This is a genomic window from Rhodococcus sp. ENV425 (assembly GCF_002887785.1).
Classification (GTDB): Bacteria; Actinomycetota; Actinomycetes; order Mycobacteriales; family Mycobacteriaceae; genus Rhodococcus; species Rhodococcus aetherivorans.
In genome coordinates this window covers 1-16484 of sequence record NZ_PCZU01000103.1, presented here as the reverse complement: position 1 = coordinate 16484, position 16484 = coordinate 1, and the positions used below count along the sequence as shown (strand labels likewise).

At 72.2% G+C, this 16484-nt stretch carries 13 protein-coding genes and 2 pseudogenes; 7 read left to right on the top strand and 8 right to left on the bottom strand.

Annotation, left to right across the window (positions count from 1 at the left end; genetic code table 11):
• The 3 genes from CQZ88_RS08495 to CQZ88_RS30670 all read right to left on the bottom strand — a co-directional run.
• On the bottom strand, window positions 1-2979 hold a 2979-nt coding region (locus tag CQZ88_RS08495), incomplete at its 3' end, for a carboxyl transferase domain-containing protein (protein ID WP_258008510.1).
• A gap of 31 nt (window positions 2980-3010) precedes the next feature.
• A complete protein-coding gene (locus tag CQZ88_RS08490) occupies window positions 3011-3637 on the bottom strand; it encodes a TetR/AcrR family transcriptional regulator (protein ID WP_102799592.1) in 627 nt (208 codons plus the stop codon).
• A gap of 79 nt (window positions 3638-3716) precedes the next feature.
• Complete coding sequence (locus CQZ88_RS30670) at window positions 3717-4106, bottom strand: hypothetical protein (protein ID WP_258008509.1); 390 nt, start codon at window positions 4104-4106, stop codon at window positions 3717-3719.
• On the opposite strand from CQZ88_RS30670, the pseudogene CQZ88_RS08480 reads away from it, so the two are divergent.
• Window positions 3991-4686: pseudogene (locus CQZ88_RS08480) on the top strand (MFS transporter); the annotation flags it as partial. The gene CQZ88_RS30670 and the pseudogene CQZ88_RS08480 overlap by 116 nt on opposite strands.
• Window positions 4687-4834: 148 nt before the next feature.
• Complete coding sequence (locus tag CQZ88_RS08475; RefSeq protein ID WP_006935328.1) at window positions 4835-5140, top strand: DUF1540 domain-containing protein; 306 nt, start codon at window positions 4835-4837, stop codon at window positions 5138-5140.
• A 12-nt stretch (window positions 5141-5152) separates the two neighbouring features.
• On the opposite strand, the gene CQZ88_RS08470 is transcribed toward CQZ88_RS08475, so the two are convergent.
• The gene (locus CQZ88_RS08470; RefSeq protein WP_102799591.1) at window positions 5153-5746 is read right to left on the bottom strand and encodes a TetR/AcrR family transcriptional regulator; all 594 of its coding nucleotides are present in this window, start codon (window positions 5744-5746) and stop codon (window positions 5153-5155) included.
• A 97-nt stretch (window positions 5747-5843) separates the two neighbouring features.
• Here CQZ88_RS08470 and CQZ88_RS08465 point away from each other — a divergent pair, with 97 nt between their 5' ends.
• Window positions 5844-7319 carry an NAD(P)/FAD-dependent oxidoreductase gene (locus CQZ88_RS08465; RefSeq protein ID WP_102799590.1) on the top strand — a complete coding sequence of 492 codons (1476 nt, stop codon included), beginning with the start codon at window positions 5844-5846 and terminating at the stop codon, window positions 7317-7319.
• Window positions 7320-7371: 52 nt separating this feature from the next.
• On the top strand, window positions 7372-8142 hold the full coding sequence (locus CQZ88_RS08460; protein WP_029546918.1) for a DUF427 domain-containing protein: 771 nt from the start codon (window positions 7372-7374) through the stop codon (window positions 8140-8142).
• Between the two features lie 10 nt (window positions 8143-8152).
• Here CQZ88_RS08460 and CQZ88_RS08455 read toward each other — a convergent pair whose 3' ends face one another.
• From CQZ88_RS08455 to CQZ88_RS08445, 3 genes are read right to left on the bottom strand one after another with little or no spacing between them, the layout of a single operon-like run.
• Window positions 8153-9262: a CapA family protein gene (locus CQZ88_RS08455; RefSeq protein ID WP_029546917.1), complete on the bottom strand. Its 1110-nt coding sequence runs from the start codon at window positions 9260-9262 to the stop codon at window positions 8153-8155.
• 54 nt (window positions 9263-9316) lie between these two features.
• A complete protein-coding gene (locus CQZ88_RS08450; RefSeq protein WP_029546916.1) occupies window positions 9317-10648 on the bottom strand; it encodes a diguanylate cyclase domain-containing protein in 1332 nt (443 codons plus the stop codon).
• A 57-nt stretch (window positions 10649-10705) separates the two neighbouring features.
• The gene (locus CQZ88_RS08445; RefSeq protein ID WP_043803027.1) at window positions 10706-12259 is read right to left on the bottom strand and encodes a succinic semialdehyde dehydrogenase; all 1554 of its coding nucleotides are present in this window, start codon (window positions 12257-12259) and stop codon (window positions 10706-10708) included.
• Window positions 12260-12371: 112 nt separating this feature from the next.
• On the opposite strand from CQZ88_RS08445, the gene CQZ88_RS08440 reads away from it, so the two are divergent.
• Window positions 12372-13856, top strand: coding sequence for an adenylate/guanylate cyclase domain-containing protein (locus CQZ88_RS08440; RefSeq protein ID WP_043803025.1), 1485 nt, complete (start codon window positions 12372-12374; stop codon window positions 13854-13856).
• Window positions 13857-14013: 157 nt separating this feature from the next.
• On the opposite strand, the pseudogene CQZ88_RS08435 reads toward CQZ88_RS08440, so the two are convergent.
• Window positions 14014-14252 (bottom strand): annotated as a pseudogene (locus CQZ88_RS08435) (type II toxin-antitoxin system Phd/YefM family antitoxin).
• A 385-nt stretch (window positions 14253-14637) separates the two neighbouring features.
• On the opposite strand from CQZ88_RS08435, the gene CQZ88_RS08430 reads away from it, so the two are divergent.
• Entirely contained in the window at window positions 14638-15159 is a 522-nt protein-coding gene (locus tag CQZ88_RS08430; protein ID WP_102799589.1) for a hypothetical protein, read from the top strand.
• A 121-nt stretch (window positions 15160-15280) separates the two neighbouring features.
• A partial coding sequence (locus CQZ88_RS08425; protein WP_102799588.1) for an Hsp70 family protein occupies window positions 15281-16484 on the top strand: 1204 nt, incomplete at its 3' end.

Here is a 16484-nt window from a genome sequence, read left to right as displayed (position 1 = left end):
CCCGCCGATCTCGCCGGTGGGCCACGCCACGGTGAACTCGGGTGCGTGGAAGGACCCGCCGGCCATGGCCATGGCGCCGAGGCCGTAACCCTTGCGCAGGATGATCGTGCCGAACGGGACGGTCAGGCGCGCACCGGCGACGAACAGCCGGCCGAACCGGCGCACCGTGGCCTCCTTCTCCGACTCGGGTCCGACCATGAATCCCGGTGTGTCGCAGAGGCTCACGACGGGCAGGCGGTGCGCCTGGCACAGCTCGAGGAAGTCGGCGGCCTTGTCCGCGGCCTCGGCGTCGATCGCGCCGCCGAGGTGGTGGCTGCTGTTGGCGAGCACCCCGTACGCCGCGCCCTCGACGCGGACGAGGGCGGTGACGATGCCGACACCGTAGTCGCCGCGCAGTTCGAGCACGGAACCGACGTCGGCGATCGCATCGATCGCCGCGCGCACGTCGTAGGCGCGCAACCGGTTCTCGGGAACGACGTGGCGCGCCAGCCGCGGGTCCGGGGCCGCCCACTCGCCGGCGGCGGCGGTGAAGTAGCCGAGGTACTGCCGGGCCAGTTCGACGGCGTGCGCCTCGTCGCGTGCGGCGAGGTGCACGACGCCGTTGCGGCGCTGCACGTCGATCGGGCCGATGTCCTCGGGCCGGTACACGCCGAGCCCGCCGCCCTCGATCATCGCGGGCCCGCCCATGCCGATGTTGGTGTCGGGAGTGGCGATCAGCACGTCGCACACGCCGGCGAGGGCGGCGTTGCCGGCGAAGCACCGCCCGGAGACCACCGCGACGGTGGGGACGCGCCCGCGCAGGGCGGCCATCGCGCGGAACGTCGACAGCTCCAAGCCCTGTCCGGGTCCGGCGTCGACGTCTCCGGGCCGTCCGCCGCCGCCCTCGGCGAACAACACGAGCGGCACCTCGCGGCGGGCGGCGAGGGCGAGCAGCCGGTCGGTCTTGCTGTGGTTGCGCATGCCCTGTGTGCCGGCGAGGACGGTGTAGTCGTAGGAGAGCACCACCGATTCGGCACCGTCGATACGGGCGAGACCGCCGACGAGCCCGTCGGCGGGGGTGTTGGCGATCAGGTCCTCCTCGCTGCGCCGGCTGCGCTGCGCGGCGAGCACGAGCGGCCCGTACTCGACGAAGGTGCCGTCGTCGACGAGGTCGGCGATGTTCTCCCGCGCGGTGCGACGGCCCGTCCGGTGCCGCTTGGCGACCGCGTCGGGCCGGGCGGCGTCGAGGGTGCGGGCGTGCCGGTTCCGGATCTCGGTGAGGTCGTCGCGCACGGCGTCGAGGTCCCGCTCACCCCCGTCGCCGGTGGCCGCGTCGCCGGACCCGGCGCGCACCACGGCGAGCACCTCCCCCGGCTGCACGGTCTGCCCCGGCCGCACCAGCAGGCGCACCACGGTCGCCGGTCCGGAGGCGGACACCACGTGCTGCATCTTCATCGCCTCGAGCACCGCGACGGGTGCGCCCGGCGCGAGCGCGTCGCCGTCGGCGGCGGTCTCGACGACGGTGCCGACCATGTCGGCGCGCACCGCCTCCTCCCCCGCGTGCAGTTCCGGCGCGACGGCCGGTGCGCCGTCGGGGCCGGCGACGGCGAGGTCGGCGATCCGTTCGTCCAGCCACGACGTGTGCACGTCGGATGCCGCGAAGTCCTTGTCGCGCAGGATGTTCTGCAGAAACTCGGCATTGGTGGCGACACCCTCGACGAGCAGGTCGCCGAGCGCCGCGTCCGTCTTGCGCAGCGCCGCCGCGAAGTCGTCGATGCGGGTGTGGGTGATCACCTTGGCCAGCAACGAGTCGTAGCGCGGGCTGGTCGTCAGCCCGGGACGGCCGTAGGTGTCGACGCGGACGCCCGGCCCGGTGGGCGGCGTGAACACGGTGAGCGTGCCGGAGGCGGGTACGGCCCGGCCGTCGGGGCGCATCGTCTCGGTGTTGACGCGAGCCTGGACGGCGATGCCCCTCGCGGCGGCGGGCTCGCCGCGCACGCCGGCGCCGTCGGCGGTGACGCCGCCGGGCAGGCCGAGTTCGTCGAACCGGGCACCGCGGGCGATCGCGATCTGCGTCGCGGCCAGGTCGACGCCGGTGACCTCCTCGGTGACCGTGTGCTCCACCTGGATCCGGGGGTTCACCTCGAGGAACACCGCGTCGTCGCCGGCGACGAGGAACTCGACGGTGGCCAGACCCCGATAGCCCACCGATGCGCACAGCCGCGCCGCGGCCTCGTGCAGCGCGCGGCGCACCGTCGCGCCGAGCCGTTGCGCCGGAGCGATTTCCACGAGCTTCTGGTGGCGTCGCTGCACGCTGCAGTCCCGGTCACCGAGCGCGAGGGCCCGCACCCCGCCCGCGCCGTCGGGGGCCGCGACGACCTGCACCTCGATGTGCCGGGCCCGAGCGCACAAGGCCTCGGCGAACAGCGCGCCGTTGCCGAAACCCAACTCCGCCTCGGCCGTACACGCGCGGAAGGCGTCGTCGAGGTCCGCGGCGTCGCGCACGATCCGCATGCCGCGGCCGCCCCCGCCGGCGAGCGCCTTCAGGACGATGCCGCCGGGGTGGGCGGCGAGGAAGTCGCGGGCTGCGCCGGCCGTGACGCCCCCGTCGGTGGCGGGCAGCACGGGCACCTGTGCGGCGACGGCGGTGCGGCGGGCGGCGGCCTTGTCGCCGAAGATCCGCAGCACCTGCGGCTCGGGTCCGACGAACGTCACCCCGGCCGCGGCGCACGCTTCGGCGAATTCGGCGTTCTCGCTGAGGAATCCGTATCCGGGGTGAACGAGGGTGCAGCCGGTCTCGGCGGCGGCGCGCAGCAGCGCCTGCCCGTCGAGGTAGGCGGCCGGTCCGGCACCGGTCAGCGCGACGGCGCGGGTGGCGGCGGCGACGTGCGGGCTGTCCGCGTCGTCCTCGGCATACACGGCGACGGTGTCGAGGCCGAGTTCGGTGGCGGAACGGATGACCCGCAGGGCGATCTCGCCGCGGTTGGCTACGAGCAGCATGGGTGTCGGGGGTCCTGTCGGTCGGGGCCGGTCAGCGGAAGCCGATGAGCCGTTCGGACATCGCGATCATGTCGTCGATGAAGGACTGCTGTTCCTGTCTCGAGGCGCCGAGCAGGCGCAGGGCGCCGGCGCGTTGCGCGTCGGCGAGGGTGCGGGCGATGCGTTCGGGTGGCGCGCACGGGAGCACCTCGCCGGTGGCGTTGATGCGTTCGACGAACCGCACGTAGCGGCCCACGAGGCGTTCGCGCACGCTCTCCCACTCGGCGCCGACCTCGTCGTCGAGGCGGGCGCGGTGTTCGATCAGCTCGAGGATGCGGCCGTTGACATAGACGGACTCGATGAAGGCGCGGGTGGTGGTGCGCAGCACCCGGCGCAGGTCGTCCACCGCCTGCCCCTCCATGTGCTGGGCGTCGAGGAACTGCCGGCACACGAGGGTGGCGAGCGCGCGGAACACCTCCTCCTTGGAGGAGAAGTACGCGTAGAAGGTGGCGCGGGAGACGTCGGCGCGGCCGGTGATCACCGCGACGGTGGTGCGCTCGTAGCCGAGTTCGCCGAAGCAGTCGCGGGCGGTCTCGAGCAGGGCCCGCCGGCGCGGGCCGTCGCTGTCCCGCCGCGCGGACCGGGCCCGTTCCTGGGCTTCGCTCGTCGTCACCCGCACAGCATGCGTTGACGTTGACGTCAATGTCAACGGCGGACGTCGCACTCGTGTCGCTCCGCGCCGCCGGGCGGGCGCGGACTCAGGACCCGCTGCGGCCCTCGGGGTGGGACGGGGACGATCCGGGCGAGCTCACCGGCCGGGGCCAGGGGTGCCCCGCCAGACGCTCGAGGTCGGTGTCGAACCGTTCGAGCCAGCGGGCGAACTCGGCGACCTCGGCGGGATCCCAGTCGACCAGCACCCGCTCGAGCCCGGCGACGGAGCGGGCGCGCTCGTCGTCGAGGCGACGGACACCCTCCGCGGTGATGCGGAACTTGCGCGCGATGCCCCCTCGGGGTCGGGGATGCGCTCGGCGAGAGCTGCGCCGGCCGCATCCGCTCGCGGACCTGCGGGCCACCGCCCGGCCCCCGGTGCTGCCGACCAACGCCGCCTCGGTCGTGGTGGGATTCGGGATGTACGCGCAGTCGCTCATCGTGCCGCAGCTGCTGCAGCTGCCCGCCGAGACCGGCTACGGCCTGGGCCGGTCGATGCCGGCCATGGGACTGTGGATGGCACCGGGCGGCCTGGTGATGATGGCCGTCTCACCGATCGGCGGAAGATTGTCCGCGACCCGCGGCCCGAAGGTCACCCTGTTGATCGGATGCCTGGTCATCGCCGCCGGCTACGGGGTGTCCCTGCTGCTCATGGGCTCGACGTGGGGCTTGATGCTCGTCGTCTGCATCTGCAGCGCCGGTGTCGGCTTCGCCTACGGGGCCGTGCCCGCGCTGATCATGGGTGCGGTGCCCCAGTCCGCCACGGCGTCGGCGAACAGCGTCAACTCCCTGATGCGCGCAGTGGGCACCTCGGTGTCGGCGGCGGTGGTCGGCGTGGTCCTGTCGCAGATGAGCGTGCCGGTCGGCGGCTACAGCCTGCCGACCGAGGGCGGGTTCCGCACCGGGATGCTCATCGGCTGCGGTGTCGCCCTCGTCGCCGCCGCCGTCACCCTCGCCATCCCCGTCGCCCGGCGGCCGAGCCTCGAACCGGTGCGCGAGCCCGCCGCGGCCCGGGTGTGAGCCGACCCGGTTTACGCAACACGGGTGTTCTCGAAATACACCGCACACCAACGAAATCCGCTCGGCCACTACCCTGTTCGCACCCCCGCCGCACCACTACCATGGTCTGCATCCCATAGTGGACAACCGTCCTCCGGAAGGATCGATCATGACCACGATGGAAATGCCGCACGTCACCGAGTGCAGCGTCGGCACCTGCTCCTACAACCACGACGGCTGCCACGCCTACGCCATCAACGTCGCCGGGCACAACGGCAGCGCCGACTGCGAGACGTTCATCCCGCTGTCGACCAAGGGCGGCCTGGACACCGTCACCAGCAGCATGGTCGGCGCCTGCCAGCGCGCCGACTGCGTGCACAACCAGGATCTCGAGTGCACCGCGAGCGAGATCCGCGTGGGCGGCACCGGCAGCGGAGAGCACGCGGCCAACTGCCTGACCTACCGAGCCCGGTAGGTTCCGCCGACCTCACCACCGCGGCCGCATCAACGCGCGCACCGCGTCCGTCAACGCGGCCGCCGACAGCTCGGGACTGATCGCGCGCTGCAGGCCCAGGCCGATGCCGAGCCCGAGCAGCATGGCCGACGCCTGCCCGGGATCCATCGTGGGCGTGACGTCGTACCGGTCGGCGAGCGAGCGGATCAGCTCGGCGATGAGCGTGCGCACCCCTTCGGCACCCGCCGCGATGCGGGACCGGATCGCCTCGTTGTGCCGGGAGCGCACCGAGAACTCGATCTCGAGCAGGGTCCAGCGCCGGTCGCCGATGGTGCGCTCGGCCCACGCCCCGAACGCGGTCACCACGTCGTCGAGCGACGCACCGGCCGCGAGCGTCGCGGCGATCTCGCCCATGCGCTCGGCCCGGATCCGGTCGAGCACCGCGAAGCACAACTCGTCCTTGTTGCGGAAGTTGGAGTACACCGCGCCCTTGGAATAACCGGCGTCCTCGGCGATCTGGTCGAGGGACGCCGCGGCGTAGCCGCGCTCGAGGAAGTGCTCGGCCGCCGTGGCGAGCAGATCCTCACGGGTGCGTGCCTGGGTCTCCTGGCGGGTCGGTCGTGCCACGACTCGACGGTACCGGAGCGGCCGAAGTTCGGATACTGTGGTTATCCGGATACCAACGGTATCCGGATGGGATCACCGGAAACGAGGGGACGACGCGATGGACGAATACCGAGTGGTGGTGATCGGCGCCGGGATCTCCGGCATCGGCGCGGCGATCGCGCTGCGACGGCGCGGGATCACCGACTTCGTCGTCCTCGAGAAGGCCGGGACCCTCGGCGGCACGTGGCGCGCCAACACGTACCCCGGATGCGCCTGCGACGTGCCCTCGCTGCTGTACTCGTACTCCTTCGCCCGGAACCGGGACTGGAGCCGAATCTTTGCCGGGCAGAACGAGATCCGCGACTACATCGAGCACACCGCCGACGCCCGCGGCGTGAGGTCCCACGTCCGGTTCGGGATCGAGATGCTGCGCGCGGACTGGGACCCGATCGACGCGCGCTGGACCCTCGAGACCACCGGCGGGACCGTGCGGGCGCGGTTCCTCGTCGCCGCCGCGGGACCGTGGAACGAACCGCTCGTACCCGACATCCCCGGTCTGTCGCAGTTCCCCGGCGAGGTGTTCCACTCGGCGCGCTGGAACCACGACTACGACCTGCGCGGCAAGCGCGTGGCCGTCGTCGGCACCGGAGCCTCGGCCGTCCAGTTCGTCCCCGAGATCGCGCCGGACGTCGCGCGGCTGCACCTGTACCAGCGAACGGCGCAGTGGGTGCTGCCCAAGCCCGACCGCCGGCTGTCGGGGTTCGAGCGCCGGCTGCTCGCCCGCGTCCCGGGCGCGCGACGACTCGTCGAGGCGATCGAGTACGCGCTCATGGAGGCCCTCGGCCTCGGCTTCCGGCACCCGTGGCTCATGCGGCAACTGCAGTGGATCGGCCGCGCCCAGCTGCGGGCGCAGGTCCGCGACCCGCGGCTGCGCCGCACCCTGACCCCCGACTACACCCTGGGCTGCAAGCGGCTGCTCATGTCGAACACCTACTACCCCGCCCTCACCCGCCCCCACGTCGAGGTCCACCCGAGCGCGGTGCGCGAGATCCGCGGCTCCACCGTGATCGCCCAGGACGGCAGCGAAGCCGAGGTCGACGCCGTCGTCTTCGGCACCGGCTTCCACATCCTCGACATGCCGATCGCCGGCCGGATGTTCGACGGACAGGGACGCAGCCTCGACGAGCACTGGCAGGGCAGCCCGCAGGCGTACCTGGGGTCGTCCGTCGCGGGCTTTCCCAACGCGTTCGTCCTGCTCGGCCCCAGCCTCGGCACCGGTCACACGTCGGCGTTCCTCATCCTCGAAGCCCAGCTCGAGCACGTCGCGACCGCGATCGACACGGCGGTGCGCCGCGGCTGGCGCGCCCTCGAGGTGCGGCGCGACGTCCAGGACGCCTTCAACGACGAGGTCCAGGCCGCCCTTCCGGGCACGGTCTACAACTCCGGCGGATGCCGCAGCTACTTCTTCGACGTCAACGGCCGCAACAGCTTCAACTGGCCGTGGTCGTCGGCCGCGCTCCGTCGCCGGGTGTCGGCGTTCGACCCGGGCGTCTACGCCGTCACGCGCGACGACGAACCCGTGCCCGCCGGGTGAGCGGTGCGCCCGGCGGTCCTCGGTGCCCGGATGGCCGGCGTACCGTCGGGGCATGGCCCGCAGGTCCGCCACCCGCCGCCGTCCGCCCCCGTCGGACGGCTACCTGTACGAACCCAGCGAGCGGCGGGTCCGCGGAACCTGGGCCGGTCACACCGTGGTCGACACCATCCGCGCGCTGCTCGTGTGGCCGCCCGGCCATCCCGTCCCCTTCTACCTGTTCCCCCGCGACGACGTGCGCACCGATCTCCTCGCGCCCGCCCCGGCACCGGGCGACAGGAACGACGTCGCGCGGTGGTTCGATCTGACCGACGACGAGACCCGGGCGCCCGCCGCGGCGTTCGTGCTCGACGTCGCGGGACTCGAGGAGTACATCGGCTTCGAATGGTTCGGCCGCCGGGGAGCGGGCATCGAAAACTGGTACGAGGAGGACACGGAGATCTTCGTTCATCCCCGCGACCCGCACCACCGGGTCGATGCGCTGCCCAGCAGCCGGCACGTGCAGGTGTCCATCGCCGGCACGGTCGTCGCCGAGACCCGGAACCCGGTGCTGCTGTTCGAGACCCACCTGCCCGTGCGGTACTACATCCCGCCCGCCGACGTCGACTTCTCGGTACTCGAGGAGACGGAACTGCACACGTCGTGCCCCTACAAGGGCACGGCCCGGTACTGGAGCTTCACCGGAACGCCGCGGGCCGAGAACGTCGCCTGGTCGTACCCGGATCCCCTCCCCGCCGTCGCACCGATCGCCGGCCACGTCGCGTTCTACAACGAGGCGGTGGACCTCGTCGTCGACGGCGTTCCCGTCGCGCGTCCGGGCGGCTGACCGCGCCGGCTCACCGCTCGAGCCGGATCCACGGGCCGCCGTCCCCCGCGGCCCGCAACCGAGTGCCGAAGATCGCCGACGACTCCTCGAGCGCCGCGCGCAGCCAGCGCTCCTGCGACTGCGTGACGTGTTCGAGCCGCATCCGCCGCGCCCGCACCGGCATCATCCGCAACTCCCGCAGCTCCCGCGAGTCCGCGTCGAACGAGACGACATACAGCAGGCGCAACTCGTCGCGGAAGCGCTCGTAGCCGCCGATGCCCTCGTAGTCGTTGATCAGGTCGCCGCACCCGTACAGCACCGGCTTGCCGCGGTAGACCTCCAGCGGCCGCGGGTGATGGGACGAATGCCCGTGCACCACATCGACGCCGCCGTCGATCAGACGGTGCGCGAACCGCACGTGCTCGTCCGGCACCGCGTAGCCCCAGTTGGATCCCCAGTGCACCGACACCACCACCACATCGCCGGCCGCGCGGTCGGCGTCGATCCGGGCGAGCAGCCCGTCGGCTCCCGCCTCCGACACCTCCGGCAACAGCGCCACCCCGGGCCGCGTCGCCGTCGCGGCCCACCACGGGGCGATCCCGCTCGACACCGCACCGACCGACCACACCCGCACCCGGCCCGCCCCGACCGGGACCGTCGCCGGCCGCCACGCCAGCCGATCGTCGCCGCCCGCGCCGGCGAGCCGCAGTCCCGCCGCCGTGAGAACCTCGACGGTCTCGCGCAGACCACGGACGCCGAAGTCGAGCACGTGATTGTTGGCCAGGGTGCACACGTCGACCCGTGCGACGGTGACCACCTCGACGTTCGCCGGATTCATCCGGTAGTGGATGCCCTTCTCCGGCGCGTAGTCCCGCGACGTGGTCACGGACGTCTCGAGGTTGACGATCCGAACGTCCGGGGCGCACTCGTCGAGCACGGACAGCGCGATACCCCACGGCCAGTCGTATCCCGCGGGCCGCGGAATCGCGCCGCTGCGGGTCTCGGCGAGTTCGACGTAGTCCCGGGCGTCCTTCACGTAGGACTCCCGCAGCGTGGGACCTCCGGGGTGCAGGAGGATCTGGTCCACCCCCCGGCCGGTCATCACGTCTCCGGCGAGGAAGAGCGTCACCGTGCCCGGCACACCTGCGACAGTAACCCCCGGCACCCGGATCCGTCGCGCGTCCACGGGCACAGGTCAGCCCGACGCGTAGCTCGGCTGCTCGGTGACGTCGCCGAGCACGACCAGCGTCGCGAGGGTGTTCTCCCACCGGATCCGGACGGCGCCGACCGTCGCCTGCACGACGGTCCCGTCCGGGCGGCCGAACTCGCACAGTTGCCCGGTCCGGTCGTGCAGCGAGCGGACGGTGACGGAACCGTCGGGCCACGTGCCGCCGGTGAAGATCTCGTGCAGCGCCCGGTTCTCCACGTCCCGGGCGTCGACGCCGAGCAGCGCCGCAAAGGTGGGATTGGCGTAGGCGATGGCGCCGCCGTCGCGCACGGCGATGATGGGGACGGGCAGCAGATCGAGGACGGCGGGCAGGGGCAGCGGCGCCAACCGATCCGGCAGGTGCGCCCAGGTCGCGGCCTTGGCTCGATACAGATCCATGTCGGCGTCGTGGTAGAGGTCCATGGGGTCGCTGACGACGCCCGCCGCGACCCCGAAGCTGACCGGCACGGGATTCGCGCGGACCATGTCCTCGAGCACCGCGCGCCCCTCCTCTTCGTCCGTGTCCGGGAGCACGACGAGGAATTCGTCGCCGCCGAGACGCGCCAGGATCCCGCCGCGCGGCACCTGCTGCGCCCACGCCCCGGCGGCGTCGCGGAGCAGTGCGTCACCCGCGGGATGCCCGTGCTCGTCGTTGAACGCCTTGAATCCGTCGACGTCGAGCAGGCCCAGGCAGACCCGGGTGCCGCGGTCGCGCGGCCGCGAGCGCAGTTCGAGGTCGAGACCCGCGCGGTTGCGCAGGCCGGTGAGCGGATCGCGGGTCGCCGCGTTCACCAGCAGCCGTCCCACGGCCCCGAAGATCGCCCCGGACCCGAGCAGGGCGGCGGCGACGATCACGTAACCGACCCACAGCAGGCGCGTCGGGGCGACGGCCGCGGCGCCGAGGGTCGCCGCGGTGAGCGCCCCGATCCACAGGACGGCCTGCCGCGGTGGCCAGAACGCCGAGAGATACATCGACAGGAACATCGATCCCATGACGCTGATGAGGATGCGGGAGGGATCGACGTGGAACGCGATCACCGCGGGCATCGCGACGACCGCGCACGCGGTGGCGGCGACGATGGGGGTGCGTCCCGGACGCCGTGGCGCCCACCGCAGGATCACCAGCCCGGCGATGCCCAGCGCCAGCGCCGAGGCCATGCCGGCGAAGCTACCGGATCGGGCGATGGCCGGATCGAGCAGGGCTGCAACGATTCCTACCGCGACGAGCCCGGTGCTGACTGCCAGGTACCACACGAGCAGACGGCGCCGCTGGACCCGGAGGTTCTCCGTCGCACCGTGCAGCACCTGGCGATCGCCCACAGCCGGATTATCGCGTTCGTCGCACCGCGTGTTTCCGGCTCTGCGAAATGCCGGCCGTCACCGGCCCGGCAGCCACTGCATCGCCTTGACGAAGGGCGGCATCACCTTCGACCACAGCTTCGGCGGAACCCCACGGGGCCCACCGAGATTCATCACCCGGGTCGTCGCGATCGTCTGCGGCTCGGTGTACTTGATCAGGCCCTCGGCGCCGTGCCGGCGGCCCATACCCGAGATGCCCATGCCGCCCATCGGCGCGTCGGTGCTGCCCCACGCCGGCGCGTAGCCCTCGTCGACGTTGACGGTGCCCGCCCGCACCCGCGCCGCGATGGCCTCGCCCTGCGCCTTGGTGCCCGCCCACACGCTGGCATTGAGCCCATACTCGGTGTCGTTGGCGCGACGGATCGCCTCCTCGACGTTGTCCACCGGGTACACCGACACGAGCGGACCGAACGTCTCCTCCCGGTAGCACTCGGCGTCCTCGGGGACGTCGGTGAGCACCGTCGGCTCGTAGAACAGGGGGCCGAGATCGGGCCGGGTCCGGCCGCCGGCAACGACGGTGGCGCCCTTGGCGACGGCATCGTCGACGTGCCCGGAGACGGCCTTGACCTGGGTCTCGTTGACCATGCTGCCCATTTCGACGCCGTACTCGTAACCCGGCCCGAGGGTCATGTTCCGCACCCGCTCGCCGAGCATGCGGAGGAACTCGGGGGCGACGGACTTCTCCACGTAGATCCGTTCGATGGAGATGCACAGCTGCCCGGAGTTGGAGAAGCACGCCCGCACGGCCGCGTCGGTGACCTCACGCAGGTTCGCGCCGGCGGTGACGATCATCGGGTTCTTGCCGCCGAGTTCGGCGGAGAAGCCGATGAGGCGGCGGCCCGCCTGCTCGGCGAGGAGGCTGCCGGTCTGCGAGGAGCCGGTGAACATGAGGTAGTCGGCGTTCTCGACGAGGGCGGTGCCCACGACGGAGCCGGGCCCGGGCACCACGGCGAACAGGTCGCGCGGCAGCCCGGCCCGATAGAGCAGTTCGACGACGGCCAGCGCGCAGTAGGGGGTCTGGCTGTCGGGCTTGAGGACGACGGCGTTACCGGCGAGCAGGGCGGCGATCGCGTCGGAGACGGCGAGGGTCATCGGGTAGTTCCACGGTGCGATGACCCCGACGACGCCCTTCGGGTGGTAGCGCACGGTGGTCTTCGTCAGGCCGGGAAGCATGCCCGTGGCGCGGCGGGGACGCAGCAGCCGGGGCGCGGTGCGCGCGTAGTAGCGCGCGGTGAGGGCGATGTCGAGGACCTCCTCCTGCGCCGACGCGCGGGCCTTGCCGGTCTCGGCCTGGGCCATGTCCATCAGCTCTTCGCGGTGGGCCAGCACCAGGTCGTGGTAGCGGTGGAAGATCTCGGCGCGTTGCTCGACGGAGCGGCGGGCCCAGTCGGCCTGCGCGACGCGGGCCCGCTCGAGGGCGGCCCTGGCGTCGTCGGCGGTGCCGATGGGAACCGTCGCGAGTTCACGACCGGTGAAAGCCTCCACGACCGAGCGGGTGGGACGGCTCGCTGCGTCCGGGATGGCGATGAGCTCGGCCAACCGTGCGAAGGTGGCGGCGCTGGGAGCAGGCATGTCGTACCCCTACTGGTGAGTAGTTCTTGCAGTTACACCAACCTACCGCGCAGCGTGGTGCTTGTCACAGAGCGGGCTGTTCGCCGCCCGGCAGCCCCGCTAGCCTGAGGAGATGGACCCACCGGTCACCCGGTATCTTCCGCGCGACGGCCACGGCCTCGCGTACCAGGTGGTGGGTGAAGGCCCGGTGGACGTCGTGTGGTTCCTCGAGATCCAGACCCACCTGGACCTGATGTGGACCGACCCCCACCTGCACTACCTGATCGAACGCAACGGCACCTTCGGCCGCTCGGTGTACTTCCAGCGCCGCGGGATCGGGCTGTCCGATCCGCTGGACCGGGTGCCCAGCCTCGAGGAGCAGGCCGACGACGTGCTGGCCGTGATGGACGAGGTGGGGATGCGCCGGGCCACCCTCGTCGGCGTCGCCAGCACCTGCGGACCGCAGTGCCTCGTCGCCGCCCGCGCCCCGGACCGCGTCGCCGGCCTGGTCCTCGTCCAGCCGTTTGCCGAGCGTCTCCTCGGCGGCGACGGTGAGCCGCACGGATGGACGCCGGTGCGGCGGGCGGAGTTCGTCGACAACTGGCGGACCGTGGGCCGGGAGTGGGGTTCCGGGGCCTCGGTCCGGATGTGGGAGCACCACGCCGACAACCCCTACAACCGGCGGCTGATGGCGATGCTCGAACGGTGCTCCGCGACACCGACCACGACGCAGGCGCACCTCGAGTGGATCTTCCGGCTCGACTACTCCAGCGCCCTGCCGTCGATCCAGTGCCCGGCCCGGGTGCTGCTCCCGGCCGCCAGCCCCGTGCCCCGCGCCGCCGCCGAGTTCGTCGCGCGGCAGATCCCCCGCGGTTCGTTCCACCTGTTGCCGAACGCCCTGCCCGGCGCCTCGCTCGGGGAGGCGTGGCGGCCGATCCTCGACCACGTCGAGGAACTCGCCACCGGGATGCAGCATCCGGTCGACGCCGACCGCAGCCTCGCGTCGCTGCTGTTCACCGACATTGTCGGCTCGACGAAACTGCTCGCCCGTATCGGCGACGGCGCCTACCGCGACCTGCGCGCCGCCCACGAACGACGGGTCCGGGCCGAGGTGGAGCAGGCCGGCGGCCGGCTCGTGAAGGTCACGGGGGACGGGACGCTGAGCCTCTTCGACGGCCCGGCCGCGGCCGTGCGCTGTGCCGCGCGGATCCGCGACGACGCCCGCGGCCTCGGCATCGAGATCCGGGCCGGCGTCCACACCGGCACCGTCGAGCACGCCGGACCCGAGCTGACCGGATTGTCCGTGCACATCGGGGCGCGCATCGGCGCGACCGCCGGTCCCGGCGAGATCCTGGTCTCCCGCACCGCCCGCGACCTCGGCACCGGCTCGGGCCTGAGGTTCGCCGACCGGGGCCGGCACCGGCTCGCCGGGGTGCCCGGCCGATGGCAGCTGTACGCGCTCACCGACGCGATCACGGACCCGCCCCCGATCGCGCACCGGTCCCTCGACCTGTCCGTGCTCGACCGGGCCGTGCTCCGCACCGCCCGGCGCGCACCGCAGGTGCTGCGGGCGGTCGCGGCTCTCGCCCACGCCCGGCAGCACCGGCAGGCGCGGTGATCATGGAACGGAAGACCACGATCACCCGTGCGTGACCCTCGTGTGAATCAGCAGGCGAGGTCTCGGTGGCGGGCTCGGCCTGCCAGGCTTCGGTTGTGATGAGGCCGGAACCGGGACGGCGCTACCGATCCGGTTCCCCAAGATCCGGCCCTGCGAGTCAGCACTGAGCAGGATCGCCGTCGGTGGCCGCGAGCGACTCGGCGGTGCCGGGCGAGACAGCCAGTAGATCGTTTCCTGCAGTGATTCCAGATCGTCGACCGACATCAGGACCGCGGCCGGTTTGCCGTGCCGGGTGATCGTGATGATGTCGTGCGTGGCTTCGTCGCTGTCGACCAGCGCCGAGAGCTTGTCCTCGGCTTCGCCGAGCGGCACGTCGTGCCCGAATATTGCCCTCATGCGCACCCGGTAGCAGGATGGCGGCGACACCGCGCCCCGCCGCCGCCCAAACGGCTGGTCCCCGAACGCCGAACCGTACGGAGCCGTTGTCGTGCGTTATTCAACGAAGACCATCGGTCAGTTCCGGACGGTCTCGACGACCTCGCCTCACTCGGACGCCCCCTGCACCGACGCAGAGCCGACGTGCTCGCCTGCGTCGACCACCGCGCCTCGAACGGACCCACCGCGGCAATCAACGCCCGACTCGAAGCACTGCCCCGTCACTCCCTCCGATTCGGCAACCCGACCCCCACCGGATCCCGTCACTGCTGCACTGCGGCAACCTCACCCGCGCGATCGAGGCACTCCAGGACCGGAAGAGCCCGTACAGCGGCACCATGGGGCCATGGACACCGCGCCGGAACCCGCTATGCCCGACACTCGCGACTGGACCTTCGTGCTCGACGGAGGGTGCCCCGAGTGCGGGTACACGCTGCACGATCCGGCCACGACCGGTCAACGCTTGCGCGCCGGCGTGCCACGCTGGCAGGCCGTGCTGCGACGGCCGAACGTCGCCGAGCGTCCCGCTCCGAGGGTGTGGTCGACGCTCGAGTACGCCTCCCACGCGCGCGACCTCATCGCCGTCCTCGGACAACGAGTGCGGGCAATGATCACCGAGGACACCCCGACGTTCGCCGATTACGACGGCGAGGCCGAGGCGATCCGCCGGCGGTTCTGGGCGGCAGATCCCGCCGCCGTCGCCCAGCAGATCGCGGCACGCACCGACGAGACCATGGAGATCGTCGAGGGCGTCGAGGACTGGGAGCGCGACGGCCTGCGCAGTGACGGCCGCAGGTTCACCATCGCGCAGTTGTGCCAGTATCTGCTGCACGACGTCGAGCACCATCTGCACGACGTCGCGGGCTGATCCGGCCGAGCCGCGTAGTGGTGGGGTCCAGGACCGAGCGGCGCGGCGGTGGTGTACCGGCAGCACCGAGCCGACCTGCTCCGTGCGCGCGACCCGTGACCGAACCGTTATAGTCGGCGTCATGACGTCGGTTCTCGGTGTGTCGGTCGGGGCCAGCGCTGTGCGCTTCGCGTGCCGCGACACCGAGAGCCCCCACGGTCCGCTCTTCCGATCACGGTCGGTGACCGCGACCCTCGAACGGCCGGGAGACCCGGCCGCCGCATCCCTCGACACGGTGCTCGCCGAAACCGACGAGATCGACGAGGCCCAGGCCATCGGCGTCGCGTACCGGAACCAGGCGCAGGCCGGTGCCGTCCAGGCCGCGATGAGCCGACTCGAGATCGGCCACTTCCACTTGGTCCCCGAAGTGACGGCCGCGCTCGAGAGGCTGGAGACGTCCGGGGATCTCGGCGACCACGAGACGCTCGTGTTCTACGACCTCGGCAGTTCCGGCCTCACCGTCACCGTCGTCGACCGCCCCACCGGGCTCGTGCTGAGCACCGCACGCTCGGACCGGATCAGCGGCGACCTCCTCGACCGGCTGATCTACCACCATCACCTGGAACTGCACCGCTTCACCCCGCCGGCCGACCCGGCAGCACAGCTCGCCCTCACCGCCCGGTGCCGCGACGCGAAGGAGCAGCTGTCCACCCACGGCGCGGTGTGCATGCCCGGGGAGGGCGGTCTGCTGCTGCTCTCCCAGGACAGCTTCGATTCGCTCATCGACGGCCCCGTAAAAGCCTCGGCCCACCTCACCCGGGAGGTCATCCGCCGCTCCGGCCGCACCCCCGACGCCGCGGTGCTCCTCGGCGGCGGTGCGCACATCCCGCTGGTCACCTCCGTGATGCAGTCCCGGCTCGACCTCCCGGTGATCGTGCCCGCACAACCCGAACTCGTCGCGGCCGAGGGTGCGGCGCTGCTGGCCCGCCCCGCCACCGGCGAGGCGGGCGGCACGGTGATGTCCCCGACAACGGCATCCGCGCCCCACCAGACGAGCAACACCGTCGACACCCGGCACACCGTCGAGACGACCGCACCGCCGCGGACACCTCGACGCCTCCTCCTCGCCGGCAGCGTCGTCACCGTCGTCGCGGCGATCGGCCTCGGCACCGGCCTCGGCACCGACCTGCTGCAGGGTTCCGAGCGGGACGCACAGCCCACCGCCCCGCCACCGCCCACTACGACCGCGGACGTGGCCCCGCCCCCGGAAGCCGCCCCGCCGGTGGTCGACACGCAGCCGACGATCCCCGCACAGACCGAAGCGCGCACCACGAACCAGCCGCAGA

What these genes read in the sequence shown, in the direction of transcription:
- CQZ88_RS08465 (WP_102799590.1), top strand. Translation starts at nt 5,844, where the DNA reads ATGGACGAATACCGAGTGGTGGTGATCGGCGCCGGGATCTCCGGCATC.
- CQZ88_RS08460 (WP_029546918.1), top strand. Translation starts at nt 7,372, where the DNA reads ATGGCCCGCAGGTCCGCCACCCGCCGCCGTCCGCCCCCGTCGGACGGC.
- CQZ88_RS30670 (WP_258008509.1), bottom strand. Translation starts at nt 4,106, where the DNA reads ATGAGCGACTGCGCGTACATCCCGAATCCCACCACGACCGAGGCGGCG.
- CQZ88_RS08430 (WP_102799589.1), top strand. Translation starts at nt 14,638, where the DNA reads ATGGACACCGCGCCGGAACCCGCTATGCCCGACACTCGCGACTGGACC.
- CQZ88_RS08440 (WP_043803025.1), top strand. Translation starts at nt 12,372, where the DNA reads ATGGACCCACCGGTCACCCGGTATCTTCCGCGCGACGGCCACGGCCTC.
- CQZ88_RS08475 (WP_006935328.1), top strand. Translation starts at nt 4,835, where the DNA reads ATGACCACGATGGAAATGCCGCACGTCACCGAGTGCAGCGTCGGCACC.
- CQZ88_RS08445 (WP_043803027.1), bottom strand. Translation starts at nt 12,259, where the DNA reads ATGCCTGCTCCCAGCGCCGCCACCTTCGCACGGTTGGCCGAGCTCATC.